Source organism: Halosimplex aquaticum (genome assembly GCF_028747785.1).
GTDB lineage: Archaea > Halobacteriota > Halobacteria > Halobacteriales > Haloarculaceae > Halosimplex > Halosimplex aquaticum.
On record NZ_CP118160.1, the window covers coordinates 108,887 to 128,658 of the forward strand.

Below are 19,772 nucleotides of genomic sequence, written 5' to 3' on the forward strand. Positions count from 1 at the left end.
GAGGATTTCAACAGAGCCAATACGCTTAGTATCGACTATGAACAGGTTGACCAGGAGCCTGGGAAAGGCACCAATCTATGTTCTCTAGAGCTAGAGGGTGTCATAGAAAGCCTCACACACGAGGACGCAGGGTGTTGGAACTGTGTCTACGAGCGCCAGCACCCTGCAAGAAGAGGGTTCTATCGACGAGTTCTTCAATGTCGTGGCTACCGAGACGCTCGCGTTGTTCGAGCATCTTGAGTTCGACTTTTTCAGCGAGTTCGACGTGTTCGCCCCCGCTCGCCGGGGGCGAACACGAGACCACCACCCACCAGAACTCTTCCGAGCGTTCCTCCACTGCTACTACAAGGACATCTACGGCATTCGCCCGGTCACACGAGAACTCCAGAACACGGTCGTCTGGCTCAGCTGTGGCTTCGATCGACCGCCCTCAAGAGACGCGGTCGATCGCTTCCTCACCGACCTCGAACACGTCGTCGACGAAGTCTTCGACCACCTCGTCGAGCAGGCCGCCGCCCGCGGCCTGCTCGACATGACCTACCGAATCGATTCGACGGACGTGCGAGCGATGCCATCCGACCCAGATGCGTCGAAGAACTACGACCCAACCGCTGAGGAGTACTATTACGGCTACGGCTGTACGATCGTCTCAACCGGCGCAAAGATCCCGATTGCAGCCGAGTTCACCGAGAGCAAACAAGCCGCAGAAGAGACGGCGATGCGCGTCACCCGTGACGCGCTCGCCGTCGCCCAGCCGATCTGGATGCTCGGTGACAGCGCCTACGACACGCTCGACTGGCACGACCTCCTGCTGACCGCAGGAGTCGTGCCAATCGCCCCGTACAACCCGCGAAACACCGACGATCCGCTCAATATCAAGTACAGAGTCGAAGACCGCATCGAGAAACACAGTGACGAGATTCAGCTCAAACAGTCGATCCTAGACGAGACGTACAACCGCCGGAGTCAGGTCGAGCGAACGAACGATGCGGTCAAGGACTGCGGCCTCGGGACGCTACGCGCCCGAGGCCGCGTCCACGCCCGAGCGCAGGTGTTCCTTGCGCTCTGCGTTCGACTCGTCGTCGCCGTCACCAACTACGAACGAGGTGACAATCCGGGAAGCACCGTCATCACGGTATGAGATGGATTCTATGACACCCTCTAAGGAAGCTAAGAGGGATGGGGCAAGGCTAAAGCAGGCCCGTGTTTATACTCTATGTAGGAAACGCAGGTATGAGTACTATAGAACGATTGCAAAATATACGCCAGAGTCTCTCGACTCGAGAAAGTCGACTCCTTACACGACTCGCTGGCGCGGGTCACCAGATCATCTCCGTCGACGACATCGAGACGACGCTGGAGGTCCCCCCGAACACCGCCCGCGAGATCGCCTCCCGGCTCACCGAAAAGGGCTGGCTCGACCAGCTCTTCCCGGGCACGTATCTCATCATTCCACTCACTGCCGGCGAGGAAGCCGTGTACACAACCCACGAGTACCTCATCGCCGCCCACGTCGCCGAGCCGATGTACATCGGCTACTATAGCGCCCTCAGCCACCACGGGCTGACCGAACAGGTCCCCCGGACGGTGTACGTCGTCACGCCGACCCGGGCGCAAAGCCGAGAGATCCACGGCGTCCCGTACCGCGTCACGACAGTCACCGAGCGGAAATTCTTCGGCTTTGAGTCGACATCGATCGAGGGCACGACCGTTCAGGTCAGCGACCTGGAGAAGACGCTGGTCGACTGTGCGGACCACCCCGAGTTCTGTGGTGGCCTTCGGGAACTTGCGACCGCGATGCGAACTGCCGACGAACGGGGCTGCGACTGGGACACGGTCGGTGAGTACCTCGGACGCCTCGACAACGGTGCTGCGACCAAGCGAATCGTCTACCTCGCCGACCAGCTCGGCATCAACCTCCCCGCCCGTGAGGAACTCGTCGCGTCGTTCACGAGTGGGTACTCGCTGCTGGATCCGACGCGGCCCGAAACCGGATCGACCGACAGCACGTATCGCCTTCGAATCAACGTCGAGCCAGCCACGCTAGAGCCGACGGAGTCCTGACCAGGGTGCGAAGTCAGCATACCTTCAGTCTCCGGCACTGAGAACGGGGCTGTTCTACGACGAACTATCGGGTTGTACCACCATCGACGGCGTCGAGATCGGGTTCGTCGAACTCGAGTGCTTCCGCGACAGCTTCAGGAAGCTCCGGACGGGGCGCCGATTCGTGGCGTTCGATTTTCTCGGTCTTCCGCGTGCTTTCGTAGAGAGCGCGTGCGACCGGAAGCCCACGGAGATACTTGTAGTCGTGGAGGACCTCGACGCCCCGCTCCGTGAATCCGTAGAACTGGGAGGGGAGATCACGTTTTCCCTCGCTTGGTTCGTACGTGTAGCGTGCGAGGAGCCCGGCGTCGATCAACGTCTCCAACTGGTCTTTGATGGCCGCCTGGCTCTTTCCCGTCATATACTCGAGTTCGGCGAGCGACATCAGATGGGCGGGGTGGCCCAGCAGCTCCTGGATGATGAGATGGCGCGTATCCTGGGACAGCAGCTTGAACAGCCGCTGCTGTTCCGCGAACGGCCCTGCATCGGCCGCGCCAGTGTCGGTTTCGCTCATACGTGATGGTACGAGATAGGACGCTATAACAGTTAGGGTTGTCCAAGTTGGTTAACTCAGAAAAAACCAAAGTGATTCAGAAGGAATAAGGTGGTGTGGTTTGAATCAGCAGCTAATGACTGACTCAAGCCCGCCGCCGGACGCTGGGGAGATTATGACCGTTGTTCACGAGGCCGTCGGGGGCATCGAACTTGAGCCTGCAGAGAAACGGGAAATCTGGCGGTTCACCCAGCGTGAATTGCCGTATCTCTGGAGTCAGCGGACATCGTATTTCATCTTGGGGAGCTATCGCGACCCCTATATCCGCCGGCTTCACGCCGTCCAAAACGAACTCACGAAGCAGCTCGGTGCCTATCCGTTCATCATGGGTGATCTCCTCGAACTTCCGACTGACCGCCTCAATACGTTCGATATCATGTTTTCGTTGCTCGCGACATACAGCGACTACATCGTTGGGGTCTTCGAGAAGGAGAGTGGTGGGGAGGCGCCTGAATTGGGCGAAATCGATGACCCGCCGTATTTCGACAAGTCGTACGTGTTCCCACGTGATTACGCGTGGGTGACTGACGAGAACCTTGACTCGACACAGCACGTCATTCAGGCCGCCCTCGAGATCGCGTTCGCAGACGATTTGTCGGCGGATGAAGTCCAATCAAAAGTCGAGTCGCTCGTTGATCGCGCCCAAGAGAGCAGTCTCGACATCGACGAACAGGAGGTGTGGGATGTGATCGACGACCGGGCAGATGAGGGCGAAGAGCCGGCAGCGTACAGTTGGGTCCATCTCAACAAGTTCCGCAAATTCGAACTCCACGAGCGGTGCTTCCCGTGGACGACAGAGGACGAACTCCGAACTGTGGTTGACGAACTCCCGTCCCCGACGCCACGTCCGGAGTGGGAAGAGAGTGGGTAACAGTGAATTATCCTGCCCTACTCGCTTGGCGGTACACTCATCAGAGTGAGTTGGCCCGGTAGTTTACTCTCGGGTAAACTACTTTACTACGCCCGGTCGAACACATCGTTATGGATGCTGGTTCGGGTGTCGGCGACGACACGACACCACGCGAACTCGTCCACTTCATTACACAGCAGACACGATTTTCGCTTATCAGCGATATTCTCGCTCACCCCCAACAGCTCCCATCGATGTACGAACTCGAAGAGCTGAATCCCAGTGTGAGCGATGCGACCGTCTACAAGCACATCCAGAAGCTGATCGACGCCGGCATCGTCACAGAGGTCGCCCTGGACGACGACCAGCGCCGGCAGGGGTATCCCTGGAAGTTCTACGGCCTCACCGAAGACGGCCGCGAGTTCTTGGAGACGCACAATCTGCTCGCCGCGGAGGAGACACTTCAGCAGATCTACGACACCATCGCCGATAAGCCCGAGAAGATGGTCAAATACGAGAACACACCCCGTCCGGATTAGGAGTGATTGTCAGAGAATAGGGAGCGATAGTCTGTCGTTAGTCCCGGAGATCAGCCACTGACTGACCGACTTCACGGACGTAGTCGCTCCGCTCAAGATCAAATTCTTCGGCTACGAGTCGAGGCTCATCGAGGGCACCGCCGTGAACGTCGCAGATGTGGAAAAGACGACCGTTGACTGTACCGACCATCCCGAACTCTGTGGTGGCATCCGAGAATTCGTACAGGCGATAGTCGTCGCGGAGGATCGAGACTATTCGTGGGCGACGGTCGTTGAGTGCCTCCAGCGACCCGACAACGGCGCTGCGACCAAGCGGATCGTCTACCTCGCCGACCAGCTCGGCATTGACCTCCCGGCGCGTGAGACGCTCCTCAAGTCATTCACGAGCGGGTGTCCGCTCCTCGACCCAATGCGATCCGAACAGGGAAGCTACGACAGTGAGTATCATCTCCGAATCAACGTCGACTGGGAGAGACTCGGTTCGATGGAATCCTGATGCCAGGTCGGTCCGAAAGGTAGCGTGAATTAAGATGCTCCTCCAAGTACAGCGAATCAGGTAGATGGGTCACGTCTATTATCACCAACCGGCGACAATCAGTTCTCTCTTGATTTTGTCCACGAGGCTCCATCAGAGATCGTTGCCAGGATTGTCGAGTACGACGATGACGTGGCGGTGAAGGTTCGCAAGTACGATCTTGACAGCGAGTACTTCGGTATCTATACCTTCCGCGTCGGTGGTGGGGACGTCGGCGATCTCGAATTCGATCTTGGCGAGGCACTCTCAGAGATGGGTGCTGATAACGGTACCATCGTTGCCCGGCTCCTCGAGATCTATCAAGCACTCATAGCCCAGAACGAGGAAGAAGAAGGAGTTCCCGTTGAAGCGTACAAGAACATCGACATCGATGCACTCCCAGACGCGCTCAACCGGACATCGTGGGAGGGCAGCGCGACTGATGTTGCAGGCCGTCTCGCCTCAAATATCATTCTCAAACACGCGCTTCCGAATGGGAACCATCGGACTGCAGTTGCCCTGATTCAGTTCTACCTCCGTCGGATTGCTTCCGATTTCTCGATGCCAGAGACCTCCGTGGAAATCGACTCAGAGACATACGACTGGCGGGAGTGGGTAAACGAGTATATTAACGAGTCAAAACGACTCTTGACGGTTCGTCGGAAGAATGTTCTACTCAAACATCTCTCTGACTTCGGAGCGACAACGCTTGAGCGGAAACACGAGGTCCAGATCGACCTGACGGCATACGAGCTGGATATGTATCCCTCAGAAGCGAAAGCTGTCTACGCGACAGCGCACGAGGAACTCTGGATCGAATTCGTCGAAGAGGCAGTAGAGCGCACCGACAACCCCGAGCTGATGGAGACCCCTGGGCTATCCAAGGCGGAGTTCGCAGAGAAAATTCGGAACCTCGAGTGAACGGCGTGCGCTAGTCTTGGAGCATCGCGACTGTTCGGCCCGTCTCCTCGGCCTCTTCGCTCCGCGACATCCCGTATGTTGCGAGAGCCTCCTCAACCGCGTCGTCCAGATCCATTAGTCAAGCAAATCTTGGCTCTGCCAACGTATAAAGTCTCGCACGATTTGCGTTTATCATAGCATCGGCTAACTCGCCAACCGAGTAGGACCGATCCCGCAAACAGTCGATAACCCGTAGCTCCACTCCCCTCATAGATTCCAATCTCTCCGATTTATGTATACGTATATCGGTGAGGATGGAATACAGGCTCTTGGCACTCAGGTCGGGGCGTCAAATGGTGAGGCGTTTGTACAAACGGATTTCGGAGAGGCAATTCGATCTGCGAGTCCGAACTACTCGAGAGGCGACGTGAACAGGCGCCGATACTCATCGAGCCACTCGATCTCGTGGTACGTCACGTCGTTCTGAATGTCGTATTCAAGCGGGAGTGGATCCGAACGGTGGGCTGTAAACGTGAGGTTGATCTCGATACAGGGTCCGTGCTCGGAGACGCACTCGAAGCCATCGTCAACGGGGTATACAACGCTAAACCAGCGAATCTGGAACCCAAAGTGGTCACACACATCTCTGACGACTGCAGCATCGCAATAGGGCGTGTGGACCCACAGTTCCCCGCCAGCGTACGCCTGATCTTTGACACACCAGACTGCATCAAGGGAGCGGAGAAACTCGGCAGCGCGATTGTAGTGCGCTTCAGTCAGGCGGTCCCACCAGTGGTACTCCTCGACGTCGTCAACGAGGAGCTGGAGGCAATCACCACACACATCATACGCCCGCTCACCAAGGGAGATTTCGTGGAGTTTGTCGGACTGGGTGGTGTTACACGCATCGCACGGAGGGGAAGCACCACTGCACTGGCATCCGGGGGATGATCGCTGTTCGGTGTGGTTGGAATACCCGCTGTTTGCACTCTCTGGCTTCTGAGATTCGTTTGAGTCGGTATTCTCGGTCATTGGTATCCAACCGAGAACCGTCAGTCACGCCGTGTGACTGGGCTCCCGGCTAGAACCGAACCGACGATCGGCCACTCATCTATCGTCACAGAGAGCAGGTTGGTGTAAATAGTTTCTGTGAATCCAATCGAGGACACCGGCCAGCACCCGGCTATCGACGACAGCCGATCCTAGACGATGAACGTCATATGTAACCGTATCTCGAAGTGTGACTGCCGTGCCTGTGAGTAACACACCCAAACTAATTTTAATACAATTGCCACGATATTTTCTGCTGACGTTCGATACACTCCTCAAACCGAGAGAGTTCAACACGATGATCATCACTCGCCTCACCCCGCGGCGTGCTCGTTCTCGCTTAGCCGCGGGTCCCGTGTTCGGCGAGTGCCTACAAGATCAGCGTGCGAAGAGCCCGGGCGCAAACCGCCGGATCCACGTCGACTTCGAATACGAGAGTTCGACGCAATCCGGCGACGGCCGGACACTCTCACCCGCATAACTCGGCCCCCATACGGACTACCCGTCACGGGTCGGGGAACACGGGATTGCCGCCTGCCTGTGCCCAGTACTCGCTCAGGACACAGCCTAATACGAGTGCGGGATGCCAGGCTCGCGGCTGATTGGTTTCCGTTCGTTTCGATACAGGGTCGAACGGGCTCCGTCCGCGCTGAGCGCACGGAAGTCGTTAGCCAACAGCCCCGCAGCGAGAGCTGCGGCTACGTAGAGCCCCGGAGTCTCCGCTGGCGAGGGACGCCGGACTTTGAATCCGGAGGTCGCCGGTTCGATTCCGGCCGGGGCGACATGCCGACGTGGTGTAACCCGGCGAGCATACGGCCCTGTCGCGGTCGTGATCCGGGTTCAAACCCCGGCGTCGGCGTGGATGCGTGGCGTGGCCACGTGGGGATACCCATCGAGGTAGGCAGCCCGTTGGTGCGATCAGCTGGATCGTTCCGACGATGCTGGGCCCAGCAGGGTCCGCAACCTACATGAGCCGGTGTGGTATTCCCGGGAACCTCCCGAAGTACGCCCCCGCGATGAGACGCGCAACCACGACTACTCGGTCGCGGTTGCGCAGTTGGAAAGTCGTACAGATAGATAATCAACTGCCGAACGCTCGGCAGTCCGGTAAGCCGATGGTCCAGCGGACGACGATCTGTGCCTTGGGCGCACAGGATCGAGGTTCGAATCCGCGTCGGCTCACTGTGCCGCGACTGGGTATTGGGGAACCCAGCGGCCTGCTATGCCGTGGCCGTCTGCTATCGGTCTCCCGGTTCGAATCCGGGTCGCGGCGTCATGACAACGAATGTCTGCCCTGCCTGCGAGGAGGAAGCGTTCCGTCACGTCCCGATCGGTGAAACAACGTCTATCGACACGATTGGAAGCGTGGAAATCTGCGTCACCGAGGACGGCGCATACTTCCACGGAACAAGGTGACCGCCATCCATCCCTGCCGTGACTGGGTGCTGATGAGCACATTCGCCTCGGTAGAGAGGGTCAGAAGCTGAGTAATGCGCGTCTTCCGGTGTCCCGGTGAGAAACGCGAGGCGGGCTTGTCGGAGCAAGTTCCGACGGAGATGGTGAGACATGCGGATAGGCGACCGCGCTCGGTGTGAAACCGAGAGCCGCGAGGCTTCGGAGTTCGACTCTCCGTCTCACCGTTGGCGGGATTTCCGTAGCTTGGTCAAGGGACTGCGTTGGAACCGCAGCGTCCGCAAGGACACGAGTGTTCAAATGGCTCTCCCGCCGCTGCGTGCCGAAGTGATTCGCAGAGTCGCTGGCAATTCTCGAATTGCGCCGCCATGCCAGAGTGGTCAAACGGACACGGTCGAGACCCGTGTGGTTAGTCCTTCCCAGGTTCGAATCCTGGTGGCGGCATCCGGCCATCGTGCCTGTAGACAATTCTCGCTTCACCGTTACGTCGCCGTACTCAAGTGGTCAACGAGAAGCGGTTCAGACCCGCTGGCGTAGGTCCTTCCGAGGTTCGAATCCTCGCGGCGACATTTTCTCCCTGTGGTCTAGCGGTACGATGCCTCCCTGTAGAGGAGGAGACGCACGTTCGAGTCGTGCCGGGGAGACTGCGGGACGGTGGAAGAGCCTGGCATTCACACACTCTCACCGAGTTTTCACCGGAGAGCCGGTGCGACGGTGAGAGTTCCTTCGTCTCACCTGTAATGAGAACACGCAGGTTCGAATCCTGCCCGTCCCACTGGCCGACGACTCGTTCCAGACGAGACCAACCCGCTCCAGTGGAGTAGCGGCCAAACTCACGGCCCTCTCACGGCCGAGCCCCCGGTTCGAATCCGGGCTGGAGCATTCTCCAACAGTCCGAGACCTCTCACTTCCAGCCGACGAGACTGAGGGACACGGACAGCTGTGGAGAACTAAGAGATGCCCATGAGTGAGTTCCGAATTGTGTGCTGCGGGATAGGATAATGGCAGTCCACGGGGCTCATATCCCCGAGGCCCAGGTTCGACTCCTGGTCCCGCAATGGAGGACAACAATGGGACTATTCGATACAGTCGAACTCTACGACGATGTCCACCTGCCAGAGTACCCCGAAGGGATTACTCCTGCCGAGGACGTCGACTGGCAGACGAAAGGCATCGATCGACCGACCATGGCCACATTTCGGATTACGGCGGACGGTCGGCTCCTCGAAGAGGAGTGGCACACCGAAGCGGTCCCGCCGGAAGACCGGCCATACGCGAGCCGTGACGACGTCGACGAGGAAGATCTCCTCTACATGGCCGGCTGTCGGAACCGAGTCCACGACGGCTGGATCGAACGAGACGACTACCACGGCCGCTTCGAGCTCAAACACTCCTTCGAGAATCTCGATACACTCGTCACGTATCAAGTGACGTTCACGCACGGGCAACTCGAGGGGTTCGAACGCCTGCGATAATCCGTGCGTATCCGCCGCACCTCAGCGCTTGATTTCGTCCCTACTGCGCTCCCGGAGTCTCCGTTGGCGAGAGACGCCACCCTTTCAAGGTGGAGGTCGGGGGTTCGATTCCCCTCGGGAGCACTCGGGGGGCTGGCCCTGACAGCGTTTTTTCCGTGTCTGACATAGCGGGCAGCCACGGATCCGTGACGCTGTCACGGTCGGCTTTCCCCAAGCGTGTGGTCGTCGAGGTGGTGCGTTTCTTCGCCTGCAAAGCACACCAACGGGAGTCATAGCCCGTCGCGCCACCGGTTGCCCGACCGCACGTGGCGACCGTCGAGTCGGAGCATTGCTTCGCTAGGAACTCGCAGGTTCAAATCCTGTCGGTGGCGCAGTCCATCGAGAACATCCCGGACAAAGAGCGTACGAGAGGACGCTCGACACCGGTCCCGCTCCGACAGTTTTCCGGTCGCCGTGTCGCCAGTGGCCGTCGATCTGGAGCGCTACGTCGATGGCACATTACGGGTTCGAATCCCGTCGTTCGCTCCAGAAATTGTCCGGCCACTCGTGTTCCCGTAGCTCAGTCAGGACAGAGCACCGGCCTTCGAAGCCGGGTGTCGCACGTTCGAATCGTGCCGGGAACGTCCAGCCGAGCGAAGCGAGGCTGGTTCGGGAAGTTTCTCTCCCGATACTCGCTGCTCACAGAGCGTGTGGGCAGCTGCGATCGGAGTCGCCTGTTGCGGCTCCGGGTGATAGGATGGAATTCAACACGCCAAAGCAAACGGTCGCGGAGGCAACGCGGACCACCAACTATGAAGGTGGAGAAGCGTTCGAGCCTGCCGACCCCCGACTCGCACTGTACAAGCGCACGATCAACCAACTGCTGGAGGGCTCGTTCTACGAGACCGATGACGAGCAGCTGGCTGCTGTCGTTCACCAGTTCGATGCCGCCGCAAACGAGGATCCGGAGTTCGTCCTGAAGCTCGCAGCCTATGCGCGCCAGGAGCTCTACTTGCGGGACATCCCACAAGTGCTACTCGTACTGGCGGCCAACGACGACCGGTTCAAGGACGACTCCCCCGAGTCGCTCATCCGCGAATGGGCGCCGGCGATCATCCAGCGGATGGACGAGACGGCCACCGCGCTCGCGGTCCACGATCAGCTGTTTGGCGGGACTGCGCCGTGGCCGCTTCGACGCGGGATCGAGGACGCGCTGGTGGAGATGGCCGACGCCTACACGCTGGGCAAGTACGAGCTGTCGCGGCGCGAGGTGACGCTATACGACGTCTTCAACCGCGTCCACCCCACGCCCGTCGACGCCGAGCAGGAAGCGCTCTTCGAGCGGTTCATGCGCGGCGGCCTCGACAACTATCCCGACGTCGACCCGTTGCCGGCGCCCAACACCTGGGAGACGGTTATCTCCGAGCGCGGCAACACCCAAGCCGCCTGGGAACTGCTCATCGAGGACGACGAGTACACGTTGCCCATCTTCGCATCGATCCGGAACCTCCGGAACATGCTCGAAGCCGGCGTTCCGGAGGACACCGTCGTGGATCACCTCGACCTGGAGGCAGTCCGACACGCGCCGCTGTACCCGTTCCGGTACTACCAGGCCTACACCGCGCTGCAAGACGCGGATGTCCAGGCACCGACGGTCGAGCAGTGGCTCGAAGACGCAATTGATGTCGCGGTCGAGACGGTGCCTGGCGGATTCGGCGATACCTTTGTCGCGGTCGACCTGTCGGGATCGATGGATCAGCCGCTGTCCGCGAACAGCACGCTCCGATTGAAGGAGATCGGTGCGTTGTTCGGTGCGATCCTGGCCGACCAGGGTGCCGACGTCGGCGGGTTCGGCGACGACTTCCAGACCGTTCCGATGCACGTCGACACGCCAGTACTGCAGCGCCAAGCGGCGGTGTTGGCATTCGACGAGGACGTCGGGAACTCGACGAACGGCTGGAAGGCGATCAAGCACCTCCACGACCGAGGGGATGCTGTTGAACGGATCGTCGTCTTCACCGATATGCAGATCTGGGCCAACACGCCGTTCACGGCCCGCGATTCCCAGACGGTCAAAGACGCGTTCGATACGTATCGGGACGAGGTGTCTGCGGACACCGCGCTGTATCTCGTCGATCTCGCGGCCTACGGCGACCTGGTGACGCCAGAAGGCTACGAGAACGTCTACAACATCTCGGGATGGTCGGAGAACGTCCTCTCGTTCATCGAACACGCCGAGAATCCGAAGCAGATCATCGATGAGATCGAGGCGTTCGAACTGACCTAGCCCTGTTCGGATCTTTTCTTTGAGGATGCGCGAGTGGTGGAGTTCGGAAACACGCGGTCGTGCCACGACCGAGACGGGCGTTCGAATCGTCCCTCGTGCACTCAGAGTACAGTTGTCGAACATCTGGCCCGTGAGACGCGCCTCAACGGAGATGATAATATGGCAGTATCCAATACCACCGACCTAGACTCGACGACAATTGCCGTCGTGACGATTCGAATCCCCTGCGGCGCGGATGGGGACCTCGTCACTGACGCTGAGAAGCGTCTCTCGCGGCCCGAAACTATCGATAACGTCACGATTGACGAACTGGATAGTATCGAGCCACAGCTGTCAGCCACACACATCACCGTCGAAATTACGGTCCTATGGGCTACGGCGATTGGCGAGGAAGAGGTCAGAGACAGACTGGCTGGTGTCTCGGGACTTGAGTCAGTCAGACGGATTGCATAGGCCGTTCAGAACGGCATAGCCGAAAGTGTAGTAATTTATTTGACTCTTACCAAAATATTGGCACCTGATAGATGTACGAACCGTTTGATGAGACTGCTGCTAGAGTGTTGCTCGCAGTCAATCCTGGGGATTCGATCCGAACGGTAGCCCAACATCTCCACACCCCCTACGAAACGGTTCGACAAGCAGTCAATCAACTAGAGGATAGGGGGTATCTTCGATATGATGATGGACTGTTCGTGACCGACGATCGCGTCCGTAAGGCGGCACGAGACCTGCTAGTCACAAGTGCCGGCGTGAATCCACCGTCCATCGAAGAGGCGTACGTACTCCCACAGTTCGGTGACTGGCCCTTCGCCTTTACACAGGTGGACGCCGTCTACGTGTGGACTCAGGGCGGCTACCAGGTCGGTCGCGACCCTGACGACTACCCGCTCTTTCTTACCGTCCTCGAGGAGGATGCCGACGCCTGGCAGCGTTTTTTCGAACGATTTGGAATCCCGACAGGATTTGAGCGTCGACCGGAGGACTCGTTTGAAGCCCCTCTCCAAGTCGTCCTCGACGAGCGTTCGGTGCTCAACCCCGACCACGTCGAAGGATATCCAGTCATTTCTCGGGGCGAGACGATAGAGTTCATGCGGGAGCATTATGCGACGTTTCAGTCGGCACTTGCTATGCTCAATCGTATGTACGACGATCTCGATCTCGACGTTTCCTACCGTGAGTCAGAGAGAGAATGGTCGTGATCTTCACAGCACCAATTGAGTTCTCGACCTCCGCTACGGTGAGGTTTATTTGATTGCCGTTGGTTTGACATCGACGGCGTCCCCGGGTTGCTATTTTTGAATAGTTTGCTATTCATACTCTTCAGCCCGTGACGGGACGATATCTTATTAACCAACAAATCTATGCCGATGCGCGCTTTGTTGGTTAACACGAGGCGACCGCTGATGTCCTACGAGCCACCGACGCCGCCGGCGGAACTCCCGACAGACCTCGTCAATACGCTCAACGGGTCCTCTTCTGAGCAGCTCCAGCACGTTGCCCGCTACGTTGAAGAGCTAGCTGAGCACAAAGCTCGCGAGGCACGTCTCGAAAAGGACTCAGATGAAAGCGAAATCGAAGAACGTCCCGACGATCTGCCGGACGACGTCCCGGCGAAGGCCACGATCACGATCAAGGAGATTAACGACAACCGCTACTACTACTGGCAGTGGCGAGAAGGCGAAAAAGTTCGTTCCCAGTATAAAGGCCCCGTCAATCCCGACGAGTAGAGGGTGGTGAACCGTAGCCGAGGGTTTTGTCAAGCGCAATTAGTAGCAGAGGACACACCCCACAGTGTGAATGGATTCAACCCCACCCCACAGTGTGAATGTGTCCGGTCAGCCCAGACAGGTAACACTCGGAGAGAACAGACCCACCCCACGTTTCCGTCGTAACTGGAGGTCGGTGGAGGGAACGCAGCCACGATTGAGGGGGTCAGACCCCCCACGTTTCCGTCGTTTCGTCACCCCGCCCAAAGTCGATTATTGGGAGGACAAGACGACCTCGGATCACCCACCCCACGTTTCCGACGTATCGGGAGATACACTCGTGATCAGGGGTGTGGTCAGCGACCGAAACGGGAGCTAGGCCAAGTCTTCCAACCGGCTGTCCCGGAGGACAGATTTCAGCACGATGCCGGTGTCCTGAACCAGCCGGTGCTCGAGATAACTGCCTTCACCCCGGCCACCACCAGTCCGAGTTGATTCAACGACACCGAGGAACGCCTGCTCTTTCAACAGTTCGTAGACGCGGTGCTCGCTGAGAGTCTTCGCGTCAGCCTTCTCTGTCGTCGCCTGATACCGTTCGTAAATCCGGTTGGTAGAGAATCCATCCTCGTTCGGATTCTCTTCGGTGAGCAGCGCGAGCGAATAGAGGATGAATTTGACCTGGGTCGTCGACCCACGTAGCAGCTCCTCGAACCGATCGATTTCGGCCCACTCCTGGGCATCGCGAACGTGTTCCTCGACGACCGTCTCGACGTTTTCTCGCTCGGCTAGTTCCCCGGCGTGACGAAGAATTTCGATTGCCTTTCTGGCGTCACCGTGTTCTTGGGCGGCTGCCGCCGTCAGCGGGATCACATCATCCGAGAGAACGCCATCGTGGAACGCGTCCCGTCGGTGCTTCATAATCTCGCGCAGTTGATTCGCGTCGTAGGGTTGGAAGACAAACTCCTCCTCGCGAAGACTGGACTTGACGCGTTCGTTCAGCTGGTCGCGATACTCGATCTTGTTACTGACTGCGATGACGCCCAAGTGGCAATCAGCTTTCCCCGATTCGCGGGCCCGCGACAACTGCATAAGAATATCGTCGTCATCGAGTCGGTCCACCTCGTCGAGGATGATGATAACTGACTCGTAGGCAGTATCCAGAATCTCCCAGAGATAGTCGTAGTATTCACCGCTGCCAATCCCTGCGCGTGGAATATCGAAGTCAGTCTCGTCCGTCTCGTTGAGTGAACGAGTTACCGTCCTCGCGACGCGTGTCTGTGTGTTGTGCTGCGCGCAGTCGACGTAGACCGTGCCGACGGACACACCGTTCGACTCCGCGGCTCGGCGGGCTCGTTCGGTGACGTGACGGGCAACGAGCGACTTCCCGGTTCCCGTTTTGCCGTAAATAATCACGTTGTTGGGCGGATCGCCACGAACGATCGGCCTGAGTTCAGCAGCAACGGCCTTGATCTCGCCATCCCGGCCGACGATACGGCCGCTTTCAGGGACGTGGCCAACCTTCAGCAGTTCCTTTCGAGCGAAAATGTTGGCTCGGTCGGGGTCGTCTTCATCAAAGTCAAAGAGGGGATCGTCAGCGGGATCCTCGTAGCGTCCGTCGAAGTCAGAGAGTTGGGACGGTTCCTCAGCCATCAATATCAGATATCGCGGATGGGACCTACTTAATGATTTGGCTACCTCGACCAGAGTGTAAATCGGGCTATGGTCGTCTTCTGATGTTTCGTCGCTGGCGTATCATCCTCACAAAGGTTCGAGTCGGTCCCGAGTGAAATCGGATTCGGAGCAAGAGTTACCGACGCAAACCGGCACCCCCAATCCAGAGTGAAAGCGCCGGACCGGAGCGGGTTTGACACACCCCTGGTCAAGAGTGAATAGCCCTCCATCCGGTGAGCAGCGTACTTGGTTGAGACGACACCCCCCGTCCAGAGTGTATCTCCCGAACTGGGGAATCAATCATTTCTATGAGAGGACACATCGGCACTGGATGTCTGACGCACGGCAGACACCCCTCGTCCAGAGTGAAAGCGCCGGTGTGACGAGCTGGAGTGGAGTGTGAATCTCGAATGATGGTGACGAGCGTTCGTCGGCACCCCCAGTCAAGAGTGAAGACGCAGGTCAGATCTCCAGCCGAAGTAAAGCAGGGTACAATCGGAACTGTCGGGATCGAGTATCTTGATTCCGATTGATGAGGGAGATCGGGAAATACCAATCCCGATTTTGGCTTTGATGCCGGTTCGGTGGTTGGTGAATAGTCAGAATGACGATTGTTCCTTCAACGTCTCATAATACGCGGACGATGGAATCGAACCCCCACACCCCTCGTCCAGAGTGAAACGCTACGAGAGTCCCTCGGCTCACCGGGCGGGAACCACACGACGAGTCGGCTGGGAAGTACCGAAATCACAAGACGTGAGACGAGTATCCCTCGAACAGCAGTCGTCACACAGTCGAAGATCCTCCAAACATACCAACCTGCATAGTATTACCTAGAAGTTTTATTACTACCTACCCCCTACCACTCTCCAAGTGCATTCAGCACAGGAAAGAGGACGAAGGCGGCATTCGTCCGGGTGGTTTCGAACCGCTGCTCGTGTTTGCTGTTCCATTTCTTCCGTGTTCTCTCGTCTCAGGCAGTCTTACCGTGATTCTTGCTGAGCTTCTCCCACGAGAACCCCCGTTTCCCGTGGACCTCACCCCACTCTCTTGATTGGTTTTCACTCTGGACGAGGGGTGTGTGGGCGAAGTATTCTCTCCAGGTCCCTTCCGTGTCTCCACTCAGCATTAACCAACAAACCTCCCGATACCTCGATAGTGTTGGTTAACCTCTCTCAATCTCGGTGAAGGCGGCCAAGTCCGTTTCCCGAGTTTCCTCGATCTCGCGTTGAATCTCCGTCCGATCCCAGCCAAGCGGTGCCAGCACACTCTCGACCGCTCTGACGAGTTGCGTCTCGTAGTACGACGCATCGTACGACTCTACCTCTTCGTGGGCCAACGCGACCCGCTCTCGCGAACTCTTCTCGTCGTCGACGACCACGTACTCGATGTCCTGTCCCGGGTGGATAGCGAGGTCCTGGTCCCGAGCCCGCTTCAGCGCCGCCACGTTCTGCGTGTTCTGCGTGTACCCTTCCAGCGGCTTGGAGACACGATTCCGTTCGACGAGCTGCTCGACCGGCACCGTTCCAGCGTGGAGGCGCTTGATCGCGTCCTGAAGACAGTCAAATACGGTGTCCGGTGACCGCGTGGCATCGAGCCGTTCGAGACAGTCCCGCTGGACGTCCTCGATGAACGGCGGGGTCGAACGCTGTCGGGCTTCGATACCTCTGACCTTGAAGTCGTCGTCGCCGGCGACCTTCCCAAAGTACTTGGTCAGCGCGCCGGCGTCGCTCTCGCGCTGCGGCACGAACGCCACCCAGTCGTACTGAGCTTCGTGTTCGAGTCGAATCTCGACGCAGTCGGTGATCTCCGTTGCGAGCGTCTGGAGGTCCTCGCGGTCATCGTCGTCGACGTCGGGATGCGGGGTCACCCAGATGGAGTCGACGATGCCGTGGACGACCCGCCAGCCGCCGGCTTCCAGCCGCTGTTTCGCCGTCAGTAGTATCTCGCGAGCAAACGCGTTGATCGCCTCGTGGCACTCGATGCGGCCGAACTTCGCGTTGCTGAACCCTTGATAGCCGAAGCAGGCGACGAGGATCCACTTTAGCGCTCCCGACCGTCCCTCGAGTTCCGCCAGCCGGTCCTCGTTGGGGTCGTCCCGTTCTTTCTCGTGACGGATGGCCGCCTTGATCTCGTCGCGAGCGTCGATGATCGGCTGTAGCACGTCGACGAGGTAGCCCTGGTCGTCGCAGATCGAGTATCCGAGGCCGGGGACGTCGTCGCGGTCGCCGTGGCAGTCACACCGGATGACGTCCGGTGAGACGTTCCGGGTACAGATGATGTTCGGATACAACGAGGAGAAGTCGAGTTCGTGGACGTTCTCGTGGAGGCCGACCTCGGGCGCGAAGATGAACCCGCCGCGGTCGGCGTCATGGAGCGTCCCCATCGGCTTGTAGAACTCGTGGCGCCAGGAGTTCCATGGCACGAGGACGCCACGGTCGTGGGCCTCGCAAATCTGGATCGCCGTCAGCACGTTCCCGATCGACGCCCACGCAAGTTCCTGGACGGGCTTCTTTGAGCGCGACACGAGGTCGAGGACGCCGTCGAGGTTCGTCTCCCCGTAGAAGAACGTGTTCGACTCGTCGATAATCACCCGGCCGGGCACGTTGTACCGCGCCGGTGAGTGACCGACGCGGCCGTAGCTCGAGTACGTCGACCGGCTCGCGAGCTGCTGGAAGTCGATGTCCGGCCATCGACTCAGCGAGAAGTCGTCGACGCCGGCGTCCGTCGCCATCTCGTACAGAGTAGGGACGATCTCGCTCGTCGAGCAGACCAGGACGTCCGGATCGTGTGCTTCGAGCGCCCCCTGGACGGCGGTCAGGATATCCGTCGGCGAGCCGGTGACGGTGTCGCCGGCGACGGACAGTTCCCCGTAGACGTCGTTGCTCGTTTCGGTCACCGGCACGCTAAGCCGGAGCGTCGACAGCTCGCTCGCGGGTGTCGGATCGGCGCCGGTCTCTAGACAGTATCGGAACTCCCGCGAGAAGTCGACGTTGAAGCAGGCGAGATCCCCGACCGGATACTCCGACAGCTGACGCGCTTTCCGGGCGAGTGGGGTGACGCGGTCGATGTGGGCGACGTCGACCGCGAGAACGGTCTCCTCGGCCCGTCGAAAGCCCGGCCGTCGCGTAACCATTTCGGTCGTGACGACGTCCGGGTGCTGGTCGTACACCGACTGGAGTGTCGTGAGGTCGAGGTCGGCATCAGGGTCGCGACCGGCCACGTAGAAGCGTGGGGTGTAGTCATCGCGCTCGGTCGCGACGGCGCCGTCGGCGGTTGCCTCCCACTCCAGGACGCGGCCGTCGTCCAGGAAGTCGATGCTGAACGGCATCGTCACGGGTCCGAGTCTGATGGAGCGGCCTCCTTGTCATCACGTGCTGCGACCGCGGCCTCGAGTTCCTCGAGGCGTTCCTCGTGGTCGTCGAGGCGGCCCTCCTGTTCGAGATCAATGCTGAGCAGCGCCGGCAGCAGCGGGTTCTGGTGGTTCAACAGCCCGCTCGCGTCGGCGTGCTTGCGGGCGTACTCGAACAGCTGGTCGAAGCGCGGTTGGTCGCGACGCCGCAGTGCCCGCCGGAACTCTGCCCAGCGCTCTTCGATGGCCCGCAGCGCATCTCGGTAGGTTGGGTTCGTACGCCCCATCGCTATCGGCCTCCTGTACCGCTCGCCGTCCACGCATCGAGCAAGGGGTCCGCGGTGGCCGCCACCGTCTCACCGTCAGCTGTGACGCCTGTCCCGACGCCCTCTGGGGTCGGCGTCGACGCGGCCGGCGTCGTAGGTTCAACGCCGACCTGCGTGGCGCGTGCCGCGAGCAGCTGCCGCCAGTACGCGAACGTCGTCTGGTAGTACGCGCCGTCGTCGACGGGATAGACGAGCGTCTCGAAGTCCTCGCCGACGACCCGTGGGCCCATCCGCGTCTGCTCGCACTCGAGGTGATGGTCGGCGACCGTCGCGACTGGCTCGGTGAATTCGTTTTGTTCGTTTCGCGTAACGAGCACCGGGATGTCGTACCCCTTGGCGTAGGTCGCTAACCGGGCAAGGGTGCGGGCTTGGAGGGTTTTTGCGTGAGTCTCGCCGAGGGTATCGTCGGCGCGGTACTGGGCGTCGACGGCCGGCGCGACGATGAGGGCGGGTGTGTGGGGGGACGTTTCCTTGTCGCGACTTGGTGCCCGTCGACCGGCCGCCCCGGCATCGGTGGTGGACATTTGGATCGACTTGTTCACTGCCGTCGGGAGATCACAGACGGCGCCGTAGTGCTGGTAGGCGGTAAATCCGCGTGCCACGTGGATTCGGTTGAGCAACCGTTGACTGGGGGCTATCTGCGTCAGCGTGGCCGTCGTCGCATGGCCGTTTGCGTCAATCCAGAAAGCGGGCCCGTCGTGCAAGAGGAGATGATCGAGTACCAATGACTGAAGGATCGGAACACCCCGATCACCTTCGACATCGAGGAGCGTGATACCGTCATCAAGGGAGGGAAGCAGCATTCCGTCCGTCGCGGGATCGGCTTGATTAGCCAGATTCTGGTTGCGGTCAGCGCTTCGTTTTGGCTGGTCTACCGCCAATCGGTTCGACGTCGATGTGGAGCGGTCGGGCATACTCCAGTAGATGGCCACGTACCAGATAAGCCGCGGCGTGTCGCTTCCGCATTTCCAAGGAATGACTGAGTAATGCGGTAAATCGGACTCAGGCGCTGGATATTGGCGATCGTCCGAAGGTTTCCGAGAAGGCTTCCAAA

16 protein-coding genes, 13 tRNA genes and 1 pseudogene are annotated in these 19,772 nt (G+C 59.4%); 24 read left to right on the forward strand and 6 right to left on the reverse strand.

What is annotated here, in order from left to right; genetic code table 11:
* Positions 1-142 precede the first annotated feature (142 nt).
* Complete coding sequence (locus PSC72_RS25160; RefSeq protein WP_274321708.1) at positions 143-1,141, forward strand: transposase; 999 nt, start codon at positions 143-145, stop codon at positions 1,139-1,141.
* A 92-nt stretch (positions 1,142-1,233) separates the two neighbouring features.
* The gene (locus PSC72_RS25165) at positions 1,234-2,064 is read left to right on the forward strand and encodes a type IV toxin-antitoxin system AbiEi family antitoxin domain-containing protein (protein ID WP_248653021.1); all 831 of its coding nucleotides are present in this window, start codon (positions 1,234-1,236) and stop codon (positions 2,062-2,064) included.
* A 64-nt stretch (positions 2,065-2,128) separates the two neighbouring features.
* On the opposite strand, the gene PSC72_RS25170 is transcribed toward PSC72_RS25165, so the two are convergent.
* Positions 2,129-2,617, reverse strand: coding sequence for a helix-turn-helix domain-containing protein (locus PSC72_RS25170; RefSeq protein ID WP_248653022.1), 489 nt, complete (start codon positions 2,615-2,617; stop codon positions 2,129-2,131).
* 115 nt (positions 2,618-2,732) lie between these two features.
* Here PSC72_RS25170 and PSC72_RS25175 point away from each other — a divergent pair, with 115 nt between their 5' ends.
* From PSC72_RS25175 to PSC72_RS25190, 4 genes and pseudogenes are all read left to right on the forward strand, one after another.
* The gene (locus PSC72_RS25175) at positions 2,733-3,527 is read left to right on the forward strand and encodes a hypothetical protein (RefSeq protein ID WP_248653023.1); all 795 of its coding nucleotides are present in this window, start codon (positions 2,733-2,735) and stop codon (positions 3,525-3,527) included.
* A gap of 110 nt (positions 3,528-3,637) precedes the next feature.
* Entirely contained in the window at positions 3,638-4,045 is a 408-nt protein-coding gene (locus PSC72_RS25180) for a MarR family transcriptional regulator (protein WP_248653024.1), read from the forward strand.
* Between the two features lie 100 nt (positions 4,046-4,145).
* Positions 4,146-4,541, forward strand: a pseudogene (locus PSC72_RS25185) (type IV toxin-antitoxin system AbiEi family antitoxin domain-containing protein); the annotation flags it as partial.
* A gap of 171 nt (positions 4,542-4,712) precedes the next feature.
* Positions 4,713-5,480, forward strand: a complete 768-nt coding sequence (locus PSC72_RS25190) for a hypothetical protein (RefSeq protein WP_248653025.1) — start codon at positions 4,713-4,715, stop codon at positions 5,478-5,480.
* A gap of 390 nt (positions 5,481-5,870) precedes the next feature.
* Here PSC72_RS25190 and PSC72_RS25195 read toward each other — a convergent pair whose 3' ends face one another.
* On the reverse strand, positions 5,871-6,491 hold the full coding sequence (locus PSC72_RS25195) for a hypothetical protein (protein WP_248653026.1): 621 nt from the start codon (positions 6,489-6,491) through the stop codon (positions 5,871-5,873).
* A gap of 724 nt (positions 6,492-7,215) precedes the next feature.
* Here PSC72_RS25195 and PSC72_RS25200 point away from each other — a divergent pair.
* The 18 genes from PSC72_RS25200 to PSC72_RS25285 all read left to right on the forward strand — a co-directional run bounded on the left by PSC72_RS25200 (position 7,216) and on the right by PSC72_RS25285 (position 13,390).
* A tRNA-Gln gene (locus PSC72_RS25200) sits at positions 7,216-7,291 on the forward strand.
* A gap of 3 nt (positions 7,292-7,294) precedes the next feature.
* Positions 7,295-7,368 (forward strand) — tRNA-Asp (locus PSC72_RS25205).
* A 250-nt stretch (positions 7,369-7,618) separates the two neighbouring features.
* Positions 7,619-7,691 (forward strand) — tRNA-Pro (locus PSC72_RS25210).
* A gap of 4 nt (positions 7,692-7,695) precedes the next feature.
* Positions 7,696-7,782: transfer RNA gene (locus PSC72_RS25215), tRNA-Ser, on the forward strand.
* A gap of 502 nt (positions 7,783-8,284) precedes the next feature.
* Positions 8,285-8,366, forward strand: a tRNA-Leu gene (locus tag PSC72_RS25220).
* 42 nt (positions 8,367-8,408) lie between these two features.
* Positions 8,409-8,491 (forward strand) — tRNA-Leu (locus PSC72_RS25225).
* A gap of 4 nt (positions 8,492-8,495) precedes the next feature.
* Positions 8,496-8,566: transfer RNA gene (locus tag PSC72_RS25230), tRNA-Tyr, on the forward strand.
* Between the two features lie 4 nt (positions 8,567-8,570).
* A tRNA-Thr gene (locus PSC72_RS25235) sits at positions 8,571-8,697 on the forward strand.
* Between the two features lie 34 nt (positions 8,698-8,731).
* Positions 8,732-8,804: transfer RNA gene (locus PSC72_RS25240), tRNA-Glu, on the forward strand.
* Positions 8,805-8,909: 105 nt separating this feature from the next.
* Positions 8,910-8,980: transfer RNA gene (locus PSC72_RS25245), tRNA-Met, on the forward strand.
* 12 nt (positions 8,981-8,992) lie between these two features.
* The gene (locus PSC72_RS25250) at positions 8,993-9,397 is read left to right on the forward strand and encodes a hypothetical protein (RefSeq protein WP_158832329.1); all 405 of its coding nucleotides are present in this window, start codon (positions 8,993-8,995) and stop codon (positions 9,395-9,397) included.
* 47 nt (positions 9,398-9,444) lie between these two features.
* Positions 9,445-9,520: transfer RNA gene (locus tag PSC72_RS25255), tRNA-Glu, on the forward strand.
* 425 nt (positions 9,521-9,945) lie between these two features.
* A tRNA-Arg gene (locus PSC72_RS25260) sits at positions 9,946-10,020 on the forward strand.
* 113 nt (positions 10,021-10,133) lie between these two features.
* Positions 10,134-11,663, forward strand: a complete 1,530-nt coding sequence (locus PSC72_RS25265) for a TROVE domain-containing protein (RefSeq protein WP_248653027.1) — start codon at positions 10,134-10,136, stop codon at positions 11,661-11,663.
* Between the two features lie 27 nt (positions 11,664-11,690).
* Positions 11,691-11,763, forward strand: a tRNA-Gly gene (locus PSC72_RS25270).
* Positions 11,764-11,822: 59 nt separating this feature from the next.
* On the forward strand, positions 11,823-12,116 hold the full coding sequence (locus PSC72_RS25275; protein WP_248653028.1) for a hypothetical protein: 294 nt from the start codon (positions 11,823-11,825) through the stop codon (positions 12,114-12,116).
* Between the two features lie 71 nt (positions 12,117-12,187).
* A complete protein-coding gene (locus tag PSC72_RS25280) occupies positions 12,188-12,862 on the forward strand; it encodes a MarR family transcriptional regulator (protein WP_248653029.1) in 675 nt (224 codons plus the stop codon).
* Positions 12,863-13,066: 204 nt separating this feature from the next.
* Positions 13,067-13,390 (forward strand): hypothetical protein, encoded by a 324-nt coding sequence (locus PSC72_RS25285; RefSeq protein ID WP_158832337.1) that lies wholly within the window; start codon positions 13,067-13,069, stop codon positions 13,388-13,390.
* 354 nt (positions 13,391-13,744) lie between these two features.
* Here the strand turns inward: PSC72_RS25285 and PSC72_RS25290 are convergent, their stop codons facing one another.
* The 4 genes from PSC72_RS25290 to PSC72_RS25305 form a co-directional block, all read right to left on the reverse strand.
* A complete protein-coding gene (locus PSC72_RS25290; protein ID WP_274326372.1) occupies positions 13,745-15,019 on the reverse strand; it encodes a Cdc6/Cdc18 family protein in 1,275 nt (424 codons plus the stop codon).
* A 1,186-nt stretch (positions 15,020-16,205) separates the two neighbouring features.
* Complete coding sequence (locus tag PSC72_RS25295; protein WP_248653030.1) at positions 16,206-18,371, reverse strand: type B DNA-directed DNA polymerase; 2,166 nt, start codon at positions 18,369-18,371, stop codon at positions 16,206-16,208.
* 2 nt (positions 18,372-18,373) lie between these two features.
* The gene (locus PSC72_RS25300) at positions 18,374-18,679 is read right to left on the reverse strand and encodes a hypothetical protein (RefSeq protein WP_248653031.1); all 306 of its coding nucleotides are present in this window, start codon (positions 18,677-18,679) and stop codon (positions 18,374-18,376) included.
* 2 nt (positions 18,680-18,681) lie between these two features.
* Complete coding sequence (locus tag PSC72_RS25305) at positions 18,682-19,632, reverse strand: hypothetical protein (protein ID WP_274326373.1); 951 nt, start codon at positions 19,630-19,632, stop codon at positions 18,682-18,684.
* Between the last annotated feature and the right edge of the window lie 140 nt (positions 19,633-19,772).

Bases quoted from the DNA above. Each gene is read 5' to 3' on its own strand.
- PSC72_RS25165 (WP_248653021.1), top strand. From the start codon at position 1,234: ATGAGTACTATAGAACGATTGCAAAATATACGCCAGAGTCTCTCGACT.
- PSC72_RS25170 (WP_248653022.1), bottom strand. From the start codon at position 2,617: ATGAGCGAAACCGACACTGGCGCGGCCGATGCAGGGCCGTTCGCGGAA.
- PSC72_RS25175 (WP_248653023.1), top strand. From the start codon at position 2,733: ATGACTGACTCAAGCCCGCCGCCGGACGCTGGGGAGATTATGACCGTT.
- PSC72_RS25180 (WP_248653024.1), top strand. From the start codon at position 3,638: ATGGATGCTGGTTCGGGTGTCGGCGACGACACGACACCACGCGAACTC.
- PSC72_RS25195 (WP_248653026.1), bottom strand. From the start codon at position 6,491: ATGACCGAGAATACCGACTCAAACGAATCTCAGAAGCCAGAGAGTGCA.
- PSC72_RS25250 (WP_158832329.1), top strand. From the start codon at position 8,993: ATGGGACTATTCGATACAGTCGAACTCTACGACGATGTCCACCTGCCA.
- PSC72_RS25265 (WP_248653027.1), top strand. From the start codon at position 10,134: ATGGAATTCAACACGCCAAAGCAAACGGTCGCGGAGGCAACGCGGACC.
- PSC72_RS25275 (WP_248653028.1), top strand. From the start codon at position 11,823: ATGGCAGTATCCAATACCACCGACCTAGACTCGACGACAATTGCCGTC.
- PSC72_RS25280 (WP_248653029.1), top strand. From the start codon at position 12,188: ATGTACGAACCGTTTGATGAGACTGCTGCTAGAGTGTTGCTCGCAGTC.
- PSC72_RS25285 (WP_158832337.1), top strand. From the start codon at position 13,067: ATGTCCTACGAGCCACCGACGCCGCCGGCGGAACTCCCGACAGACCTC.
- PSC72_RS25290 (WP_274326372.1), bottom strand. From the start codon at position 15,019: ATGGCTGAGGAACCGTCCCAACTCTCTGACTTCGACGGACGCTACGAG.
- PSC72_RS25295 (WP_248653030.1), bottom strand. From the start codon at position 18,371: ATGCCGTTCAGCATCGACTTCCTGGACGACGGCCGCGTCCTGGAGTGG.
- PSC72_RS25300 (WP_248653031.1), bottom strand. From the start codon at position 18,679: ATGGGGCGTACGAACCCAACCTACCGAGATGCGCTGCGGGCCATCGAA.
- PSC72_RS25305 (WP_274326373.1), bottom strand. From the start codon at position 19,632: ATGCCCGACCGCTCCACATCGACGTCGAACCGATTGGCGGTAGACCAG.